Source organism: Halarcobacter sp. (genome assembly GCF_963676935.1).
Classification (GTDB): Bacteria; Campylobacterota; Campylobacteria; order Campylobacterales; family Arcobacteraceae; genus Halarcobacter.
Window position 1 is genome coordinate 1,099,447 of sequence record NZ_OY781470.1, and the last position, 15,907, is coordinate 1,115,353.

A 15,907-nucleotide genomic window follows, 5' to 3' on the forward strand; every position below is an offset into this window, starting at 1 on the left:
GATAAAATTAAACTATTCTTTTTATAAACACTTTAAAATCTAAATCACAATCTGCAAATGGATGGTTATAATCAACTGTAACTTCATCTTTTGTTACTTCTGTAACTGTAGCTTTTATTAGGTTTCCATTGTCATCATCTGCTTCTAAAACAAGACCAATCTCTAAATCAATACCTTCAAAATCTGAAATTGGCAATTTTTCTGTTAAACTTGGATCATGTTTTCCATAAGCATCTTGAGCAACAATTTTTACCTCTTTTGTTTCACCCTCATTCATATCCTTAATAGCTTCTTCTAAGCCAGGGATAATCTCTCCTGTACCATATGAAAACTCAATAGGACTTCCATCAAAGTTTGTTTCTATTTGTGTGCCATTAACTTTTAATTCATAGTGCATAACTACAAGTTGTTTATTTTTTATAGCCATAATAGTCCTTTTTTTATTTTTGAATTAAAATAGTATCTAAAAATAATAATATAGACTTAAAATAAAAAGTAAGCTTCAATAAATATCTTTTTAATTAAAATATATTCTATGTTTATTAAAATATATATATTAATACTAATTTCTTTCTCTTTTCTTAATGCTTCTTTTGAAAAAGTTTCAATCGGCACCATTGATAAGTATTATAAAAATAAAATTTCAAAAGATCAAATATATAAGATAATAAAGGAGATTGAATCTACTTTTGAAAACCAATTAGATAAAGATATATTTGATTATTCTGTTGATGGTAAACCTATAAATTTTATTTTTATCCCACCCTCGAAATTGGAAAATACAATCTCCAAAAAAATCTCAAGAATAGAAGTTAAAAAGCAGAAAATACAAGAGTTAAAAGATTACTTTCCAAATAAAAAAAATAAAATAGAAAAAACAAAAGCTATATTAAATAAGCAACAAAAAGTGTTAAATGAAAAAGTGAAAAGATACAATAACTATATAATAAAAATAAATTCAAAAAAAGATTTAAGCAAAGAGGAGTTAAATAAAGCAAAAGTATATTCAAAAAAAGAAAAAAATATTTTAAATAGTGAAATTAAAAAGTTAAAAGCAAAACGTAGAGATTTAAGAAGAGATATTACAAGGTTTAATTCAAAAGTTATTAGTTTCAATAACTTGATAAACGATTTTAATAGATTAAATATCCAATTAGAATCAATGAATAGAAACTATTCTAAAATTAGAGGTCGAACTTTTGGTTTACAAACTATTGAAAAGAAAACAACTTTTATAGATGGAAAGAAAAAAGAGGAGAAAAAAATCTCTACTTCAATGGATAAAATAGAGATTTATGGTTTTAAAAACTTGGATGAATTAAAAATTATTTTAGCTCATGAAATAGCCCATTTAGTTGGTTTACCTCATGTAGATGTAAAAAATGCCTTAATGAATCCTATTATTCAAAAATCACAATTAGAAGAAGGATTAAATTTAACCCCTGCAGATATAGAACTATTTAATAAATATTTAGATTAAAAGGAATCTTATGATTAAGATAAGTGAAGCAAGTATAGATGATAGTGAAGCAATCTCAAATCTACTTGAACAATTAGATTACTCTGATACTAGTAGATTTATAAATAAAAGAATAAAAGAGCTTATTGAACATGAAGATGAAACTTTATTAGTAGCGAAAATTAACACAAAAGTTGTAGCAGTTTTATCTTTACATTTTATACCACAGTTAGCCCTTGAAGGTGATTTTTGTCGCATTAGTTATTTTTGTGTTGATGAAGATAGTAGAAGTTGTGGAGTAGGTGCACTTTTAGAATCTTATGCAGTAAAAATTGCAAAAGAAAAAAAGTGTGACAGAATAGAAGTTCATTGTAATAAAAGAAGAGAAAAAGCACATAAATTTTATTATAAACAAGGTTATGTTGAATCCCCCAAATATTTAATAAAGTCTCTAGTTTAATTGCTATATAATTTCAAAAAAATTTAGGAGTAAGATATTATGACAATAGCAGTTTTTTGTGGTTCTAGTAGTGGTAATGATAATGATTTTTTGGATTCTACAAAAGAGTTAGGTAAATATTTTGCTTTAAATGGTATTGATGTTGTTTATGGTGGTGGTAAAGTTGGTCTAATGGGTGCACTTGCTGATTCTGTAATGCAAAATGGTGGAAAAGTTTATGGAGTAATCCCTGAAAAACTAAAAGAAAAAGAGTTAGCCCATACAGATATAACACAGCTTAATGTAGTTTCCAATATGCATGAAAGAAAAGCTTTAATGGCAAGTAAAGCTGATGCTTTTGTAACATTAGCAGGTGGAGCTGGCACTTTAGAAGAGATTTTTGAAGTATGGACTTGGGCACAATTAGGTTTTCACTCTAAACCTTGTGCTTTTTATAATATAAACGGATTTTATAACAAACTTTTTGAGATGCTTGAAGGTATGTGTGATTCTGGTTTTTTAAAAAAAGATTATGTTGATATGCTTATAAAAACAGATGATAAAGATGAACTATTAAAAGCTATAAAAGAGTATATTCCACCCAAAAATAAATGGTAAATTATATGATTATATGATTTGATTTATCATCACTTATATGTTTTTTTACCTCTTTACATAACTGTGGGAAGAAGATAAGAAAATCTTCTTCTATACTATCAATATTTGAATTTACAATATCAAAATATCTATGTGTAGTATCTCTTTTTAGCAACCTTTGTGAAAGTTTATAATCTACTCTTAAAAAAGCTTTTTCTAAATCACTTAGTGTTTTGTATTGGTTTAATATATCATGCCGAATTAATCTCTCAAGGGGAGTTTGCGCAGTTAAAGGGAGTGAATCTAATTTTTTCATGGCATTCATATGAAACTCATCTAAAAACTTATTTATCGGTATATTTGAAAATTTATCCCAATTTTTTGTTAAAAGATAATCATAAGTCAAATCAATAACTACAGCTTTTAATAAGCCTTTTGAACCTAATTTATTTTTGCTATTTTTAAAAAATAAGTGAGAATCTGTGTATGAATCAATAATTTTATGAACATACATGCCTTTTTTTATATTTTCATTTGCATTTTCCCATACTTTCCCTTTAAGTGGGTCAGCAAGATAGTTTCCAATTTGAAAGTCTGTATTAAGTTCTGATAAAAAAATGTGTGCAATCCAATTCATAGATAGAAGAGTACAAAAGTTTACATTAAAGGTATGTAAACTTTTGTTTTGTTTTTAGTTTTCTCTAAACTGTTTTGATGCTATTTCAAGATACCCTATAAATGATGAGTAGATTAGACCACAGATTAAGAAAAGTAAAACTTGCTTTCCAAAACTTAGATACCAAAATGGCTCATCAAATATTCCTGATAACATATAAACAGGCAATAATAATACATCCCCCACAGATGTAGAAAGTTGAGAATACAAAAAAACTCCAATAAGCGGTGAAATAATCCCTATAGTGAATCCACAAAGAAGTGTTATCATAAGAGCCCCTTATATTTTTGTTGTTTAGCTTCTAGATTCTTATAATAACAAGTTTTTAGAATAATTAAAAATAACTTAATAAAAAATTACATATTTTTTACATAATCTTACATAAAGTAACAGATTATCAAATTTATATTTGATAATCTGGTGTGTTGTCTTTCCATTCAAAAATAAAACACATAGGTAGCTTATTTTTCTTATTCATAATTAATGCTGTAATAGTAGCAGATATAAATATAGATAAGATGGCTACTAATGATGAAAAAGCAAGTGTTGACATACCAGTTAAACCTTGTCCAACTGTACAACCAATAGCCATGATACCACCTGTACCCATTAAACTTCCACCTATAATATTGTATTTTACTTTGTGTTGACCTTTTGATGCAGTACAACCAAAGCTGTATCTTCTGTTTACTTTAGCCATTAAAAATGCACCAGCTAATACACCAAAAACTAGACTTATTGCAAAAGTTAATTCAGATATTTGATAATATGTAAAAAACTCCATAGTTTTTGCTGCAGGATAAACAAAAGTTATTCCTGTAAGTTCAATAACTCTTTCCATACTCTCTTCACCAATTACACCTGTAATATACCATGAAGCTCCAACAAATAGTCCAAGTATTACACCATCCCATAATGAAGGTAATCTTTTTATCTTTTTTACCAAAATATATAAAAGAATAAGTAATAAAATACTAATCACATAAATATTCATAGAAACATTTCCAATATAAGATGATAAGTTTATTAATGTTTCATTGTTAATAATTAAAGGATTTAAAATCTCACCCATAAAACCTTTTGCAGTTGAATATCCAAAAATTGCTATAAAAACTAATACAATAAGTGAATTAATATCACCTTGGGCAAATTTAATAAGGTGTCGATTACTACAACCATCTGATAACATCATACCTACTCCAAAAAGTAGACCGCCAATGATAATTGCAAAGTAGTTTATATTTTCTTTGTAATAAACAGTTTGGGTTAAGTCAAGTTCATATATTGAACTTACAATAAACGTAGAGATTATTCCAATAAGCATAGCCACAACTACAGATGAGCCTCTCATAGTTGATTTAGTTAATATATAATCTTTAATAGAACCACTAAAACAAAATTGATTTTTTTGTGCAACAGCTCCAAAGGCTAAACCTAAAAGAAAGCCAAGTATGTTTACTATCTCAAAAACCTCGAAATCTGACATATTAATCCTTACTAAATAAATAAAGTTTTGATTTTAGTATTATATATGTTAAATTATAAGAGATATATACGAGGTTTTTATTAGAATTATAATTTAAGCTAAAATATATATGATTAAATTAGTCAAGTATAAATTACACCTCTTGATTTTCAACTTTCATATCTTCAAGCCCTTCTAATATATCTAAAGCTTGTTCTTGTGTAATTGTATTGTTTTCAATATCTATTAATACTTCATCAAAGTATAATTTTACTTTCAACATATACTCCAATTCTTCTTTTATAGCTTTTTTCTTTTTTTGTGAATACTCTTTTTCAAGCTCTTGTACATCTTTGTTTACTTCTACTAATACATCAGTTTTTAAAAGAGTTTCAAGTTCTTTTATATAATCCATTTTAATCCTTTGTATTTAAAAAAGGTATTGTATCAAAAAAAATATTTTGTATAGTAAAAATATATATTAATAATACTATTTATTATCCTTTTAAAATTTCAAAAAAAGTTGTACAATTAGATAAAAAGTTGGATAAAACAATGATTGATTTAATTAAAAAATTGCCAAAAGCAGAATTACATCTGCATATAGAAGGTACTTTAGAGCCAGAATTGATGTTGGAATTAGCCCAACGAAACTCTATTGATATACCTTATAGTACTGTCGAAGATATAGAAAAAGCATATAATTTTACTGACTTACAAAGTTTTTTAGATATCTACTATGAAGGTGCAAGTGTGCTTATAAAAGAGGAAGATTTTTATTCTTTAACTTGGGAATATCTATTAAAATGTAAAGAGAACAATATAGTCCATACAGAGATATTTTTTGACCCACAAACTCATACCCAAAGGGGAATACCATTTTATACAGTTATAAAAGGTATCACAGAAGCTTTAAATGATGCAAAAGATGAATTGGGTATCACTTCTCAACTAATAATGTGTTTTTTAAGACACTTAAGTCAAGAAGAGTGTTTTAAAACTTTAAATGAAGCTATAGAGTTTAAACATGATATTATAGGTATTGGTTTAGATTCTTCAGAGATAGGAAATCCACCTTCAAAGTTTAAAGAAGTATTTAAAAAAGCAAGAGAAGAGGGCTTTAAAATAGTTGCTCACGCGGGAGAAGAAGCTGATTGTTCATATATAGTTGAAGCTTTAGATTTATTAAAAGTTGAAAGAATAGACCATGGAGTACAAGTAATAAACTCAAAATCTTTGATAGAAAGATTAATAAAAGAACAAATACCCCTTACAGTTTGTCCAAATTCAAATATTGAACTAAAAGTTTTTGAAAGCTATAAGAAACACAATATAAAAGAGCTTTTAGATTTAGGATTAAATGTTACAGTTAACTCTGATGACCCAGCTTATTTCAAAGGTTACTTAAATCAAAACTTTATAAATATTTATAAAAATCTAAATTTATCAAAAGAGGATATAGTAAAACTAGTAAGAAATTCTTTTAATGCTTCTTTTATTGATGAAGAGCTTAAAAAAATATATTTAGAAAAAGTAGATAAAATACTTGAGAGTTTTTAAACATATTTAGATAAGATTGTAGCTAACTACTACAAAGGATAAGTATGAATAAGATATTAAACTATATAAAAATTGATGAGTTAATTTCTACTTCAGGACAACCTACGATTGAACAGTTTCAAAAAGTAAAAGATGAAGGTTTTGAAGTAGTTATAAACTTAGCCCTTTGTACTGCAACAAATGCAATTGAAAATGAAGATAAAGTGGTAACAGATCTAAACCTTGCTTACTTTCATATACCAGTTGATTTTGAAAATCCAAAAGTTGAAGATGCAAAACTGTTTTTATCACTTATGACTGCTTTACAAGATAAAAAAGTTTTAGTTCATTGTGCTAAAAACTATAGAGTTACAGCTTTTATGTATCTATACCACAAACATATATTAAATACTCCCTTTGAACAGATTGATTTATCAATATTCGATGAGTGGACACCCAGTAAACAATGGCAAGATTTAATGAAAAGCTCAATTGATGAGTTGAGTCTTTTATAAATCACTGCAAATTTAGTAACTTTTCGATAAAATAACCAACTTAAAAATAGATTTATAAATTAGATAATTTGGATAATACATTAATACAGAATGGAAATAAAAACAAATAAAATAAAGTTTAAAGAACCACTACGTTTAGAGAGTGGTCGGATTTTAGAAGAGTTTGAAATAGTTTATGAAACATATGGAGAACTGAATAAAGATAAATCAAATGTAATAGTAGTTTGCCATGCTTTAGCAGGAAGCCACCATGCAGCAGGTAGATATGCTGATGAAGCAAAGCCAGGATGGTGGGATAAGCTTATTGGTGATGGAAAAGCTATAGATACAACAAAATATTTTGTAATCTGTTCAAATAACATTGGCAGCACTTTTGGTTCTACAAATGCCTTAAGTATTGACCCAGCTACAAAAAAAGAGTATAGATTAAAATTTCCAGTACTAGCAATTTCAGACATAGTAAAAGCCCAAATGAGATTATACAAAGAGCTTGGTATAACAAAAGCTAAAGCTGTTGTAGGTGGAAGTATGGGTGGTATGCAAGCACTTTGTTACTCAATAGAGTATCCAGAGTTTGCCCAACATATATTTGCATTAGCTACTACAGCATATACAAGACCATGGGCAATATCTATAAACAAACTTGCTATAGAAGCAATCAGACATGACCCTGTTTTTAAAGATGGATTTTATGAAAAAGATGACCTTCTTGCAAAGGGTTTACCAGGACTTGCAATAGGAAGAATGGCAGGACTAATAGCATATTTAAGTCCAACTTTGTTTAATAAAAAATTTGGAAGAGATTATTCTAGAACAGATGGTTTATATGAGTTGTTTGGTAGATTTGAAGTGGAAAGATACCTTGAATACAATGCCTATAACTTTCCAAAAGTATTTGACCCCTTATCATATTTATATATTTGTAAAACTATGAATATATTTGATGCCGGAAGAAACGAAGATACTTTAGAAAACTCGTTTTCAAAAGTAAAAAGTAAATTGCACCTTATCTCATTTAGTGATGATATGTTGTTTTTCCCTGAAGAGATGGAAGAGATAAGAGATATTATGATTAAACTAGGTAAAAGTGAACAAGTAACATACAAGATGATAGAAAGCCAATCAGGGCATGATTCATTTTTAGTAGAAGTTGATAAATTTGATAAATATATAATAGAACTATTAGAAGGAAACAAATGAGTGAAGAGATAAAAGAAGAGATAGAAAACCTGAGTTTTGAAAAAAAGATAGAAAAAGCAAAAGAGCTATTAGAAAAACTATCTAATCCACAAATAACTCTAAGTGATTCTTTAGAGGTTTATAAAAATGGAGTAAAAGAGTTAGAAGAAGCACAAAAACTACTTGATGAAGCAAAACTTATCTTTACAACAAAAGAGAAAGACTCTAACGAACCATTTTAAAAAATATTGCAAAATGTTATATTTTTAACTACTAATTTTAAAAATTGATAAACTTCTTTCAAATATTTGAGGGAAGTTTATGAAATCAATAACTCAACTACAACAAATAGACAAACCAAGGGAAAGACTACTAAAATATGGTCTAAGTGCTCTTAAAAACTACGAGCTTATAGCCATACTTCTAGGAAGTGGAGTAAAAGGCAAAGATGTAATAAAACTCTCCCGCGAGATTGAAAAATTTTTTAACTCAAACTTTGAAACTATAGATTTAGAAACCCTACTTAAAATCCATGGCTTAGGAAAAGCAAAAGCCAGTCAAATAATATCAGCAATAGAACTTTCAAAGAGATACCTAATAGATACCCAACACTATAAAATATCATCAGCAAAAGATGTATATGATGAACTAACCCCATACAAAAACAAACAACAAGAATACTTCCTAAGCCTTTATCTAGATGGAGCAAATAATCTAATAGAAACAAAAGTAATCACAATAGGAACCCTAAACCAAAGTCTAGTTCACCCAAGAGAAGTATTCTCACACGCCATTGAAAAAAGATGTGCCAGCATAATAGTAGCCCACAACCACCCAAGTGGAATACTAAAACCAAGTGATGAAGATATACAAGTGACAAATAGACTAAAAGAATCAGGAAAAATCTTAGGTATAGAACTACTTGACCATATAATCTTTACAAAAGATGATTTTGTAAGTTTGAAAGAAGAGGGTGTTTTATGAAATATGTAGATAATGAAAACGAAATATTTAATCAATGGAATGAAATAAAAAACAGAACACAAGATAAAAAAATCACTGCTTATTTTAGAGAAAGAGAAATTTATTGGGCTAATATTGGCAAGAATATTGGTTATGAGCAAAATGGTAAAGGCAAAGATTTTATGAGACCTCTTTTGATTTTTAGAAAATATAATAATAAACTTTTTTGTGGAATACCTCTGTCAACAACAATAAGAGAAGGTAGCTTTTTTTATAATTTTAATTTCTTAGAAAATAAAGACAGTAGTGCATTATTAGTTCAAGCTAAAACTTTTGATGTAAAAAGACTTGATAGGAAAATTGGAACAATAAATAAAAACGATTTTGAAAAGTTAGAAATCAAATTTAAAAAATTAATGAAGTTATGATTTTCCTCTCTTACAAAGGTAAGAGAGTAGTCCCGAAGGAAAATTGTATAAATATTATATCTAAGAATATTTGTTTTGTCAATTTTTGTTTATGCCCAAACCTTCCAATTAAATCAACTAATTCTTTTAATCTCTTCTGTTTTATTCAATATAGGGCAAACTTTTAGTAAAATAATAAGCTTAGATATAAATACAAATGAACTTTAGGATAAAAATAATATATGTTTGAACAAACTTTTAAAAATATAGATGATATTTTATGGAAAGACTCTGGTGCTGACAGTGAGCTTGACTATATAGGACAAACTTCTTGGATAATGTTTTTGCGATACCTTGATGATCTTGAAAAAGAGAAAAAAGATATAAAAGAACTTTCAGGGGAAGAGTATACTTTTATCCTTGATGAAGAGTATAGATGGAACTCTTGGGCTATGCCAAAAGATAAAGATGGAAACTTAGACCATAACAAAGCTCTTACTGGAAAAGACTTAGTAAAGTTTGTAGACTTAAAACTTTTTCCATATCTTGCAAAGTTTAAACAAAATACCGATAATCCTTTAACAATAGAGTATAAAATAGGTGAGATATTTAGTGAACTTAAAAACAAAATCCAAAGCGGATACAACCTAAGAGAGATTCTAGAATACGCAGACTCACTTCCTTTTAAATCAAGCAAAGACAAACATGAACTAAGTCACTTATACGAAACCAAAATCAAAAATATGGGAAATGCAGGAAGAAATGGCGGTCAATACTATACGCCAAGACCACTGATTCGTGCAATGGTAAATGTGATAGACCCTCAAATTGGTGAGAAAGTATATGATGGAGCAGTAGGAAGTGCAGGGTTTTTATGTGAAGCCTATGATTATATGTATGAGCGTATGAATAAAAATGTAGATAACCTAAAAATCCTACAAGAAAAAACATTTTTTGGAAAAGAGAAGAAAAACTTAGCTTATGTTATTGGTATTATGAATATGATACTTCATGGTATCGAAGCACCCAATATCAAACATACCAACACTTTAGCTGAATCTATCCGAGATATTCAAGAAAAAGACAGATACCATGTGATACTAGCAAATCCTCCATTTGGTGGGAAAGAGCGAAAAGAGGTACAACAAAACTTTGATATAAAAACAGGTGAAACTGCTTTTCTTTTTATGCAACACTTTATCAAATCACTAAAAGCTGGTGGACGAGCAGCCGTTGTTATCAAAAATACGATTTTGAGTAACTCTGATAATGCTTCAGTAGCACTACGTAAACATCTTTTAGAAACGTGCAATCTTCACACTATCTTAGATATGCCAAGTGGTACCTTTACAGGGGCAGGTGTAAAAACGGTAGTACTGTTTTTTACCAAAGGTGAAGCTACAAAAAATATTTGGTACTACCAACTAAACCCTGGACGAAATATGGGGAAAACCAATCCTTTAAATGATAAGGATATGAGTGAGTTTATCAAACTTCAAAAAGACTTTATTAAGAGTGATAACTCTTGGAGTATCAATATAAATGATATAGATGAAACTACTTTTGACTTATCGGTTAAAAATCCTTTTACACCTGATGAAGCAGAACTAAGAACTCCAAAAAAGATATTAGAAGATATGGAAACTTTGGATAAAGAGACAAAGAAAATTTTAGCTTCTATTAAAGAGTTGGTATGAGTTTAAATTATCATAAATTAGGAGATATATTAACTATTGAAAGAGGGGGTTCTCCTCGCCCAATACAAAAATATTTGACTGATGATATTGATGGTTTAAATTGGATAAAAATAAGTGATGCCACTGCATCAGATAAATATATTTATGAAACTAAGCAAAAAATTTCAAAAGATGGTTTATACAAAACAAGATTTGTAAATGAAGGTGATTTTATTCTTTCAAACTCAATGAGTTTTGGAAAACCATATATTATGAAAACAACAGGTTGTATTCACGATGGATGGCTAGTTTTAAGAGATATAGAAAAAGCCAATCTTGAAAAAGATTTTTTATATTATATTTTATGTTCTCCTAATATATTTGAACAGTTTAATAGTTTGGCTTCTGGTTCAACGGTAAGAAATTTAAATATTAGATTAGTAAGTTCTGTAAAAATACCAATTCCTCCAATAGAAGAACAAAAACAAATTGTAGCAATTTTGGATAAAGCATTTGAAGCGATTGATAAAGCAAAAGTAAATCTTGAAAAAAATATCCATAATTCAAAAGAGCTTTTTCAAAGTAGACTTAATGAAATATTTTCACAACAAGGTGAAGATTGGGAAGAAAAGACTTTGGGTGAAATTGGTAAAGTTTCAATGTGTAAAAGAATTTTAAAAAAACAAACTAACAGTGAAAATGGTATTCCATTTTATAAAATTGGAACATTTGGAAAAGAGGCAAATGCTTTTATATCTGAAGAAATATACAATGAGTTTAAGAAAAAATATTCTTTTCCTAAAAAAGGGGATATTCTTTTATCTGCTTCTGGAACTATTGGTAGAAGAGTAATTTATGATGGAAAACCAGCTTATTTTCAAGATTCGAATATTGTTTGGATTGATAATAATGAAGAATTAATTTTAAATGAATTTCTTTATGAGTTTTATGGTTTTTGTCAATGGAATCCTTCAAGAGGAGCGACAATATCAAGACTCTATAATGATGATTTAAGAAGAATAAAAATTAATTTTCCTATTAAAGAATCACAAAAAAGTATTGTTGAAGGAATAAATAAATTAAAAGAGCAAACAAAACAGCTAGAAAAACAATACAAACAAAAACTAAAAAATCTAGAAGAACTCAAAAAATCAATTTTACAAAAAGCTTTTAGTGGAGAGTTAGTATGAATGAAGCACAAACAAGGCTCGAACTTATAGACCCAAAACTGCGAGAAGCGGGTTGGGGTGTTGTAGAAGATAGTCGTATTCAAGTGGAGTATCCTATAAGTCAAGGAAGACTTATAGGAAATGGTAGACGAGCCAAACCACTTAGTGCTGATTATGTGCTTATTTATAAAAATAGACGATTAGCCGTAATAGAAGCCAAAAAAAGAGAGTTACACTACAGTGATGGTGTGGTTCAAGCAAAAGAGTATGCAGATAGACTACAAATACGATATGCCTACTCTACCAATGGTTTAGCAATCTATGGTATTGATATGCAAGAAAAAGAAGAGGGTGATGTAAAAACATTCCCAACACCTGAAGAGTTATGGCAAATGACCTATCCAAAAGAGGACAGTGTTTTAGATAGATTATTTGCGATACCTTTTGAAAGCAGTGGTGGTAAGTGGCAGTTGCGATACTATCAAACAAATGCCATCAATAGAGTTTTAGAAGCTGTTGGCAAAGAACAACAAAGAATACTTTTAACCCTAGCAACAGGTACGGGAAAAACTTCCATAGCCTTTCAAATATCTTGGAAACTCTTCCACTCACGATGGAATCTACAAAAAGATTTTAAGCGAACACCACGAATACTTTTTTTAGCCGATAGAAATATCTTAGCCGACCAAGCATTTAGAGACTTTCTTCCTTTTGGTGAAGATGCCGTTATAAGAATAGACCCAAGTGAAATAAGAAAAAAACAAAAAGTTCCTAAAAATGGCTCGATTTTCTTTACGATATTTCAAACATTTATGACAGGACTAAATGATACTCCAAATTTTGGTGAGTATCCAAAAGATTATTTTGATTTTATCATTATAGATGAGTGTCATAGAGGTGGAGCAAATGATGAGAGTGAGTGGCGAGCAATTTTAGAGTATTTCTCACCTGCATATCAGCTTGGACTTACAGCAACGCCAAAAAGAGATGTCAATGGAGATACCTATAACTATTTTGGTAAACCAGTATATGAATACTCTTTAAAAGAGGGGATAAATGATGGTTTTCTTACCCCTTTTAAAGTAAAAGATATTTCTACTACTGGTGATACTTATATTTATACTGATGAAGATGAAATATTAGAGGGTGAAATAGAAGAGGGCAGAGAGTACACAAAAGAGGAACAAAATAAAATTATAGAAATCATGGATATAGAAAAGTATCGGGTAAAACTTTTTATGGATATGATAGACCAAACTCAAAAAACCCTTGTATTTTGTGAAACCCAAGCCCACGCAGCAGCGATACGAAATCTTATTAATCAGAGTGTAAAAGTAAAACATTTAGATTATTGTAAAAGAGTTGGTGCTGATGATGGAGCAAAAGGTGAAAAGTTTTTAAGAGACTTTCAAGACAATGAAAAAAGTTATCCAACTATTTTAACTACATCACGAAAACTTAGCACTGGTGTTGATGCACCGGAGATAAGGAATATTGTACTTTTAAGAACGGTTAAGTCAATGGTTGAGTTTAAACAAATCATTGGTCGAGGAACAAGACTTTTTGAAGATAAAGATTATTTTACAATCTATGATTTTTATGATGCCTATAAACATTTCCATGACCCCTCTTGGGATGGAGAACCTATTGAGCCAGAATCACCAACACCAAAACCACCAAAAGAGCCTTGTGAGGTTTGTGGAGTGTTACCTTGTATTTGCCCCTCTCCTGATGGAGAAAATGAACCTTGTGAAGTGTGTGGAAATATCCCTTGCGTATGTGAAAAACCACCAAAACAGATGGTTAAAATAAAACTTTCTGATGGAAACTACAGAAGCTTAGACTCAATGGTAAAAACTATGTTTTATTCACCTGAGGGAAAACCAATATCAGCAGGAGAGTTTGTAAAAAGACTTTTTGATGAAATGCCGAGCTTTTTCCAAAATGAAGATGAACTAAGAAGGATATGGAGTATTCCAGATACTAGAAAAAGACTTTTAGAAGAACTTAGCGAAGCTGGCTACTCTTTAGAACAACTTGAAGATTTAAAATCTATAGTTCATGGAGAGGATAGTGACCTTTACGATGTGTTAGCTTATATTGCTTATCATAAAAATTTAGTACCAAGGTTGGAACGAGCTACTAAAGCAAAAGTTAAAATTACCCATTATGATGAAGCTAAACAAGAGTTCTTGGATTTTGTACTTCAACAATATGTTGATAATGGTGTAAAAGAGTTAGATGACAAACGACTAGCAACTTTACTTGTAACAAAATACCACGCAATAGAAGATGCCAAACAAGTTTTAGGGGAAATTCCAGAGATAAGAGATACTTTTATAGGGTTTCAAAAGTATTTATATGATGATATAATAAACAATGCTTATGATGCTCAATTAGTAGCCCAACCAAAACCAGAGTATAGTTAAAAGTTTTGTTATAATGTATTTTAAGGAAAAAATATGACAAAAAGAGTATTAGACAAACAAAATATAAAAAAGACAGTAGATACTACGCAACGTATTGAAGGATATTCTGAAGCTTTAAAAAAAGTAAAAAATGAAGCTAAAATAGTAAGAAAAAAGTATGGCATCAAAGTATCAGCTAAAAGATAACTCTTTTTACTATGAAGTGATATACTTAAAAATTTGAAAAAATCATTTTAAATGAATTGAATAAAATTGACTGATAATTCAAAATAAGCTAATCAAACCTAGAGTACAATTAAAAGTATTACATTATGAAATATTTTTTTAATAATTTAAATCATTGTGTTATTATAAAATAAAAAAGTAAAACTATGGAAAATCAAAATATCTTAATCTATGAAAACCAAAATGGAAATATTAAAGTTGATGTAAGATTTGAAGATGAATCTATATGGCTTAGTCAAAAACAGCTTGCAGAAGTTTTTGGAAAAAGTGTAAAAACTATAAATGAGCATGTAGTAAATATATTTCAAGAGGAAGAATTAGATAAAGATTCAGTTATCCGGAATTACCGGATAACTGCAAATGATGGTAAAAACTATGATGTCTTACATTATAATCTTGATATGATAATAGCTTTAGGCTTTAGGGTTCGTTCAAACACTGGTACAAAGTTTAGAATTTGGGCAAATCAAAAGCTAAAAGAGTACATTACTAAAGGTTTTGTACTAGATGATGATAGATTTAAAAATGGCAATCAAATGTCATATTTTGATGAGCTTCAAAACCGTCTTAGAGAGATACGACTTAGTGAGAAGTTTTTCTATCAAAAAATCAAAGATATCTATATGACAAGTATAGATTATGACCCAAAAGATGAAAAAACAATAGAGTTTTTCAAAATAGTTCAAAATAAACTTTTATGGGCTGTATCATCTCAAACAGCATCAGAACTTGTACACAATCGTGTGGATATGACAAAACCACTTTTAGGTATGAATTCATACGATAAAGAGAATATAAATATCACCAAAAAAGATGTAAGTGTTGCAAAAAACTATTTAAATGAAGAAGAGATAAAACTTCTAGGCCTTTTAGTAGAACAGTACTTAGCTTTTGCAGAAACGATGGCAAATCAACAAACACCTATGTATATGAATGATTGGATTGAAAGACTTGATTTGATTTTATCTATGAATGGAAGAGAACTTCTAAAAAATGCAGGAAAAATATCTCATCAAATAGCAAAAGAAAAAAGTGAATTAGAGTATAAAAAATATAAAGAAAATCAAAAACAAATAGAAAAAGAGATAAGTCTAAAAGAGTTAGAAGAAGATATTAAAAAATTAAAATAACCAACTAATCTACTCAACATTAAACTTGACAAAGGTCAA

19 protein-coding genes are annotated in these 15,907 nt (G+C 28.9%); 14 read left to right on the forward strand and 5 right to left on the reverse strand.

What is annotated here, in order from left to right:
* Positions 1 to 7 precede the first annotated feature (7 nt).
* Entirely contained in the window at positions 8 to 427 is a 420-nt protein-coding gene (locus tag ACKU4C_RS05480) for an FKBP-type peptidyl-prolyl cis-trans isomerase (protein ID WP_321315138.1), read from the reverse strand.
* A gap of 108 nt (positions 428 to 535) precedes the next feature.
* Between ACKU4C_RS05480 and ACKU4C_RS05485 the strand changes: the two genes are divergently transcribed.
* From ACKU4C_RS05485 to ACKU4C_RS05495, 3 genes are read left to right on the forward strand one after another with little or no spacing between them, the layout of a single operon-like run.
* On the forward strand, positions 536 to 1,480 hold the full coding sequence (locus ACKU4C_RS05485; RefSeq protein WP_321315139.1) for a matrixin family metalloprotease: 945 nt from the start codon (positions 536 to 538) through the stop codon (positions 1,478 to 1,480).
* 10 nt (positions 1,481 to 1,490) lie between these two features.
* Positions 1,491 to 1,919, forward strand: coding sequence for a GNAT family N-acetyltransferase (locus ACKU4C_RS05490; protein ID WP_321315140.1), 429 nt, complete (start codon positions 1,491 to 1,493; stop codon positions 1,917 to 1,919).
* 39 nt (positions 1,920 to 1,958) lie between these two features.
* Complete coding sequence (locus ACKU4C_RS05495; RefSeq protein ID WP_321315141.1) at positions 1,959 to 2,516, forward strand: TIGR00730 family Rossman fold protein; 558 nt, start codon at positions 1,959 to 1,961, stop codon at positions 2,514 to 2,516.
* Position 2,517: 1 nt separating this feature from the next.
* Here the strand turns inward: ACKU4C_RS05495 and ACKU4C_RS05500 are convergent, their stop codons facing one another.
* From ACKU4C_RS05500 to ACKU4C_RS05515, 4 genes are all read right to left on the reverse strand, one after another.
* A complete protein-coding gene (locus tag ACKU4C_RS05500) occupies positions 2,518 to 3,132 on the reverse strand; it encodes an acyl carrier protein phosphodiesterase (RefSeq protein ID WP_321315142.1) in 615 nt (204 codons plus the stop codon).
* 54 nt (positions 3,133 to 3,186) lie between these two features.
* The gene (locus ACKU4C_RS05505; RefSeq protein ID WP_321315143.1) at positions 3,187 to 3,441 is read right to left on the reverse strand and encodes a hypothetical protein; all 255 of its coding nucleotides are present in this window, start codon (positions 3,439 to 3,441) and stop codon (positions 3,187 to 3,189) included.
* A gap of 133 nt (positions 3,442 to 3,574) precedes the next feature.
* Positions 3,575 to 4,657: a YeeE/YedE family protein gene (locus ACKU4C_RS05510; RefSeq protein ID WP_321315144.1), complete on the reverse strand. Its 1,083-nt coding sequence runs from the start codon at positions 4,655 to 4,657 to the stop codon at positions 3,575 to 3,577.
* A 133-nt stretch (positions 4,658 to 4,790) separates the two neighbouring features.
* A complete protein-coding gene (locus ACKU4C_RS05515; protein ID WP_321315145.1) occupies positions 4,791 to 5,051 on the reverse strand; it encodes a hypothetical protein in 261 nt (86 codons plus the stop codon).
* A 140-nt stretch (positions 5,052 to 5,191) separates the two neighbouring features.
* Here ACKU4C_RS05515 and ACKU4C_RS05520 point away from each other — a divergent pair, with 140 nt between their 5' ends.
* The 11 genes from ACKU4C_RS05520 to ACKU4C_RS05570 all read left to right on the forward strand — a co-directional run bounded on the left by ACKU4C_RS05520 (position 5,192) and on the right by ACKU4C_RS05570 (position 15,868).
* Positions 5,192 to 6,196, forward strand: a complete 1,005-nt coding sequence (locus ACKU4C_RS05520) for an adenosine deaminase (RefSeq protein ID WP_321315146.1) — start codon at positions 5,192 to 5,194, stop codon at positions 6,194 to 6,196.
* 44 nt (positions 6,197 to 6,240) lie between these two features.
* Positions 6,241 to 6,690 carry a protein tyrosine phosphatase family protein gene (locus ACKU4C_RS05525; RefSeq protein WP_321315147.1) on the forward strand — a complete coding sequence of 150 codons (450 nt, stop codon included), beginning with the start codon at positions 6,241 to 6,243 and terminating at the stop codon, positions 6,688 to 6,690.
* A 90-nt stretch (positions 6,691 to 6,780) separates the two neighbouring features.
* Entirely contained in the window at positions 6,781 to 7,890 is a 1,110-nt protein-coding gene (locus tag ACKU4C_RS05530) for a homoserine O-acetyltransferase (RefSeq protein WP_321315148.1), read from the forward strand.
* Entirely contained in the window at positions 7,887 to 8,111 is a 225-nt protein-coding gene (gene xseB, locus ACKU4C_RS05535) for an exodeoxyribonuclease VII small subunit (RefSeq protein WP_321315149.1), read from the forward strand. Before ACKU4C_RS05530 ends, xseB begins: the two co-directional genes overlap by 4 nt.
* 79 nt (positions 8,112 to 8,190) lie before the next feature.
* The gene (gene radC / locus ACKU4C_RS05540; protein WP_321315150.1) at positions 8,191 to 8,853 is read left to right on the forward strand and encodes a DNA repair protein RadC; all 663 of its coding nucleotides are present in this window, start codon (positions 8,191 to 8,193) and stop codon (positions 8,851 to 8,853) included.
* Positions 8,850 to 9,260, forward strand: a complete 411-nt coding sequence (locus ACKU4C_RS05545; RefSeq protein ID WP_321315151.1) for a type II toxin-antitoxin system PemK/MazF family toxin — start codon at positions 8,850 to 8,852, stop codon at positions 9,258 to 9,260. The genes radC and ACKU4C_RS05545 overlap by 4 nt, the downstream gene beginning before the upstream one ends.
* A gap of 221 nt (positions 9,261 to 9,481) precedes the next feature.
* On the forward strand, positions 9,482 to 10,936 hold the full coding sequence (locus ACKU4C_RS05550) for an N-6 DNA methylase (RefSeq protein ID WP_321315152.1): 1,455 nt from the start codon (positions 9,482 to 9,484) through the stop codon (positions 10,934 to 10,936).
* On the forward strand, positions 10,933 to 12,105 hold the full coding sequence (locus tag ACKU4C_RS05555; RefSeq protein WP_321315153.1) for a restriction endonuclease subunit S: 1,173 nt from the start codon (positions 10,933 to 10,935) through the stop codon (positions 12,103 to 12,105). Before ACKU4C_RS05550 ends, ACKU4C_RS05555 begins: the two co-directional genes overlap by 4 nt.
* Positions 12,102 to 14,513 carry an EcoAI/FtnUII family type I restriction enzme subunit R gene (gene hsdR / locus ACKU4C_RS05560; RefSeq protein ID WP_321315155.1) on the forward strand — a complete coding sequence of 804 codons (2,412 nt, stop codon included), beginning with the start codon at positions 12,102 to 12,104 and terminating at the stop codon, positions 14,511 to 14,513. Before ACKU4C_RS05555 ends, hsdR begins: the two co-directional genes overlap by 4 nt.
* Positions 14,514 to 14,546: 33 nt before the next feature.
* The gene (locus tag ACKU4C_RS05565; protein WP_321315156.1) at positions 14,547 to 14,699 is read left to right on the forward strand and encodes a hypothetical protein; all 153 of its coding nucleotides are present in this window, start codon (positions 14,547 to 14,549) and stop codon (positions 14,697 to 14,699) included.
* Positions 14,700 to 14,884: 185 nt separating this feature from the next.
* The gene (locus ACKU4C_RS05570) at positions 14,885 to 15,868 is read left to right on the forward strand and encodes a virulence RhuM family protein (RefSeq protein ID WP_321315158.1); all 984 of its coding nucleotides are present in this window, start codon (positions 14,885 to 14,887) and stop codon (positions 15,866 to 15,868) included.
* The last annotated feature ends 39 nt before the right edge of the window (positions 15,869 to 15,907 follow it).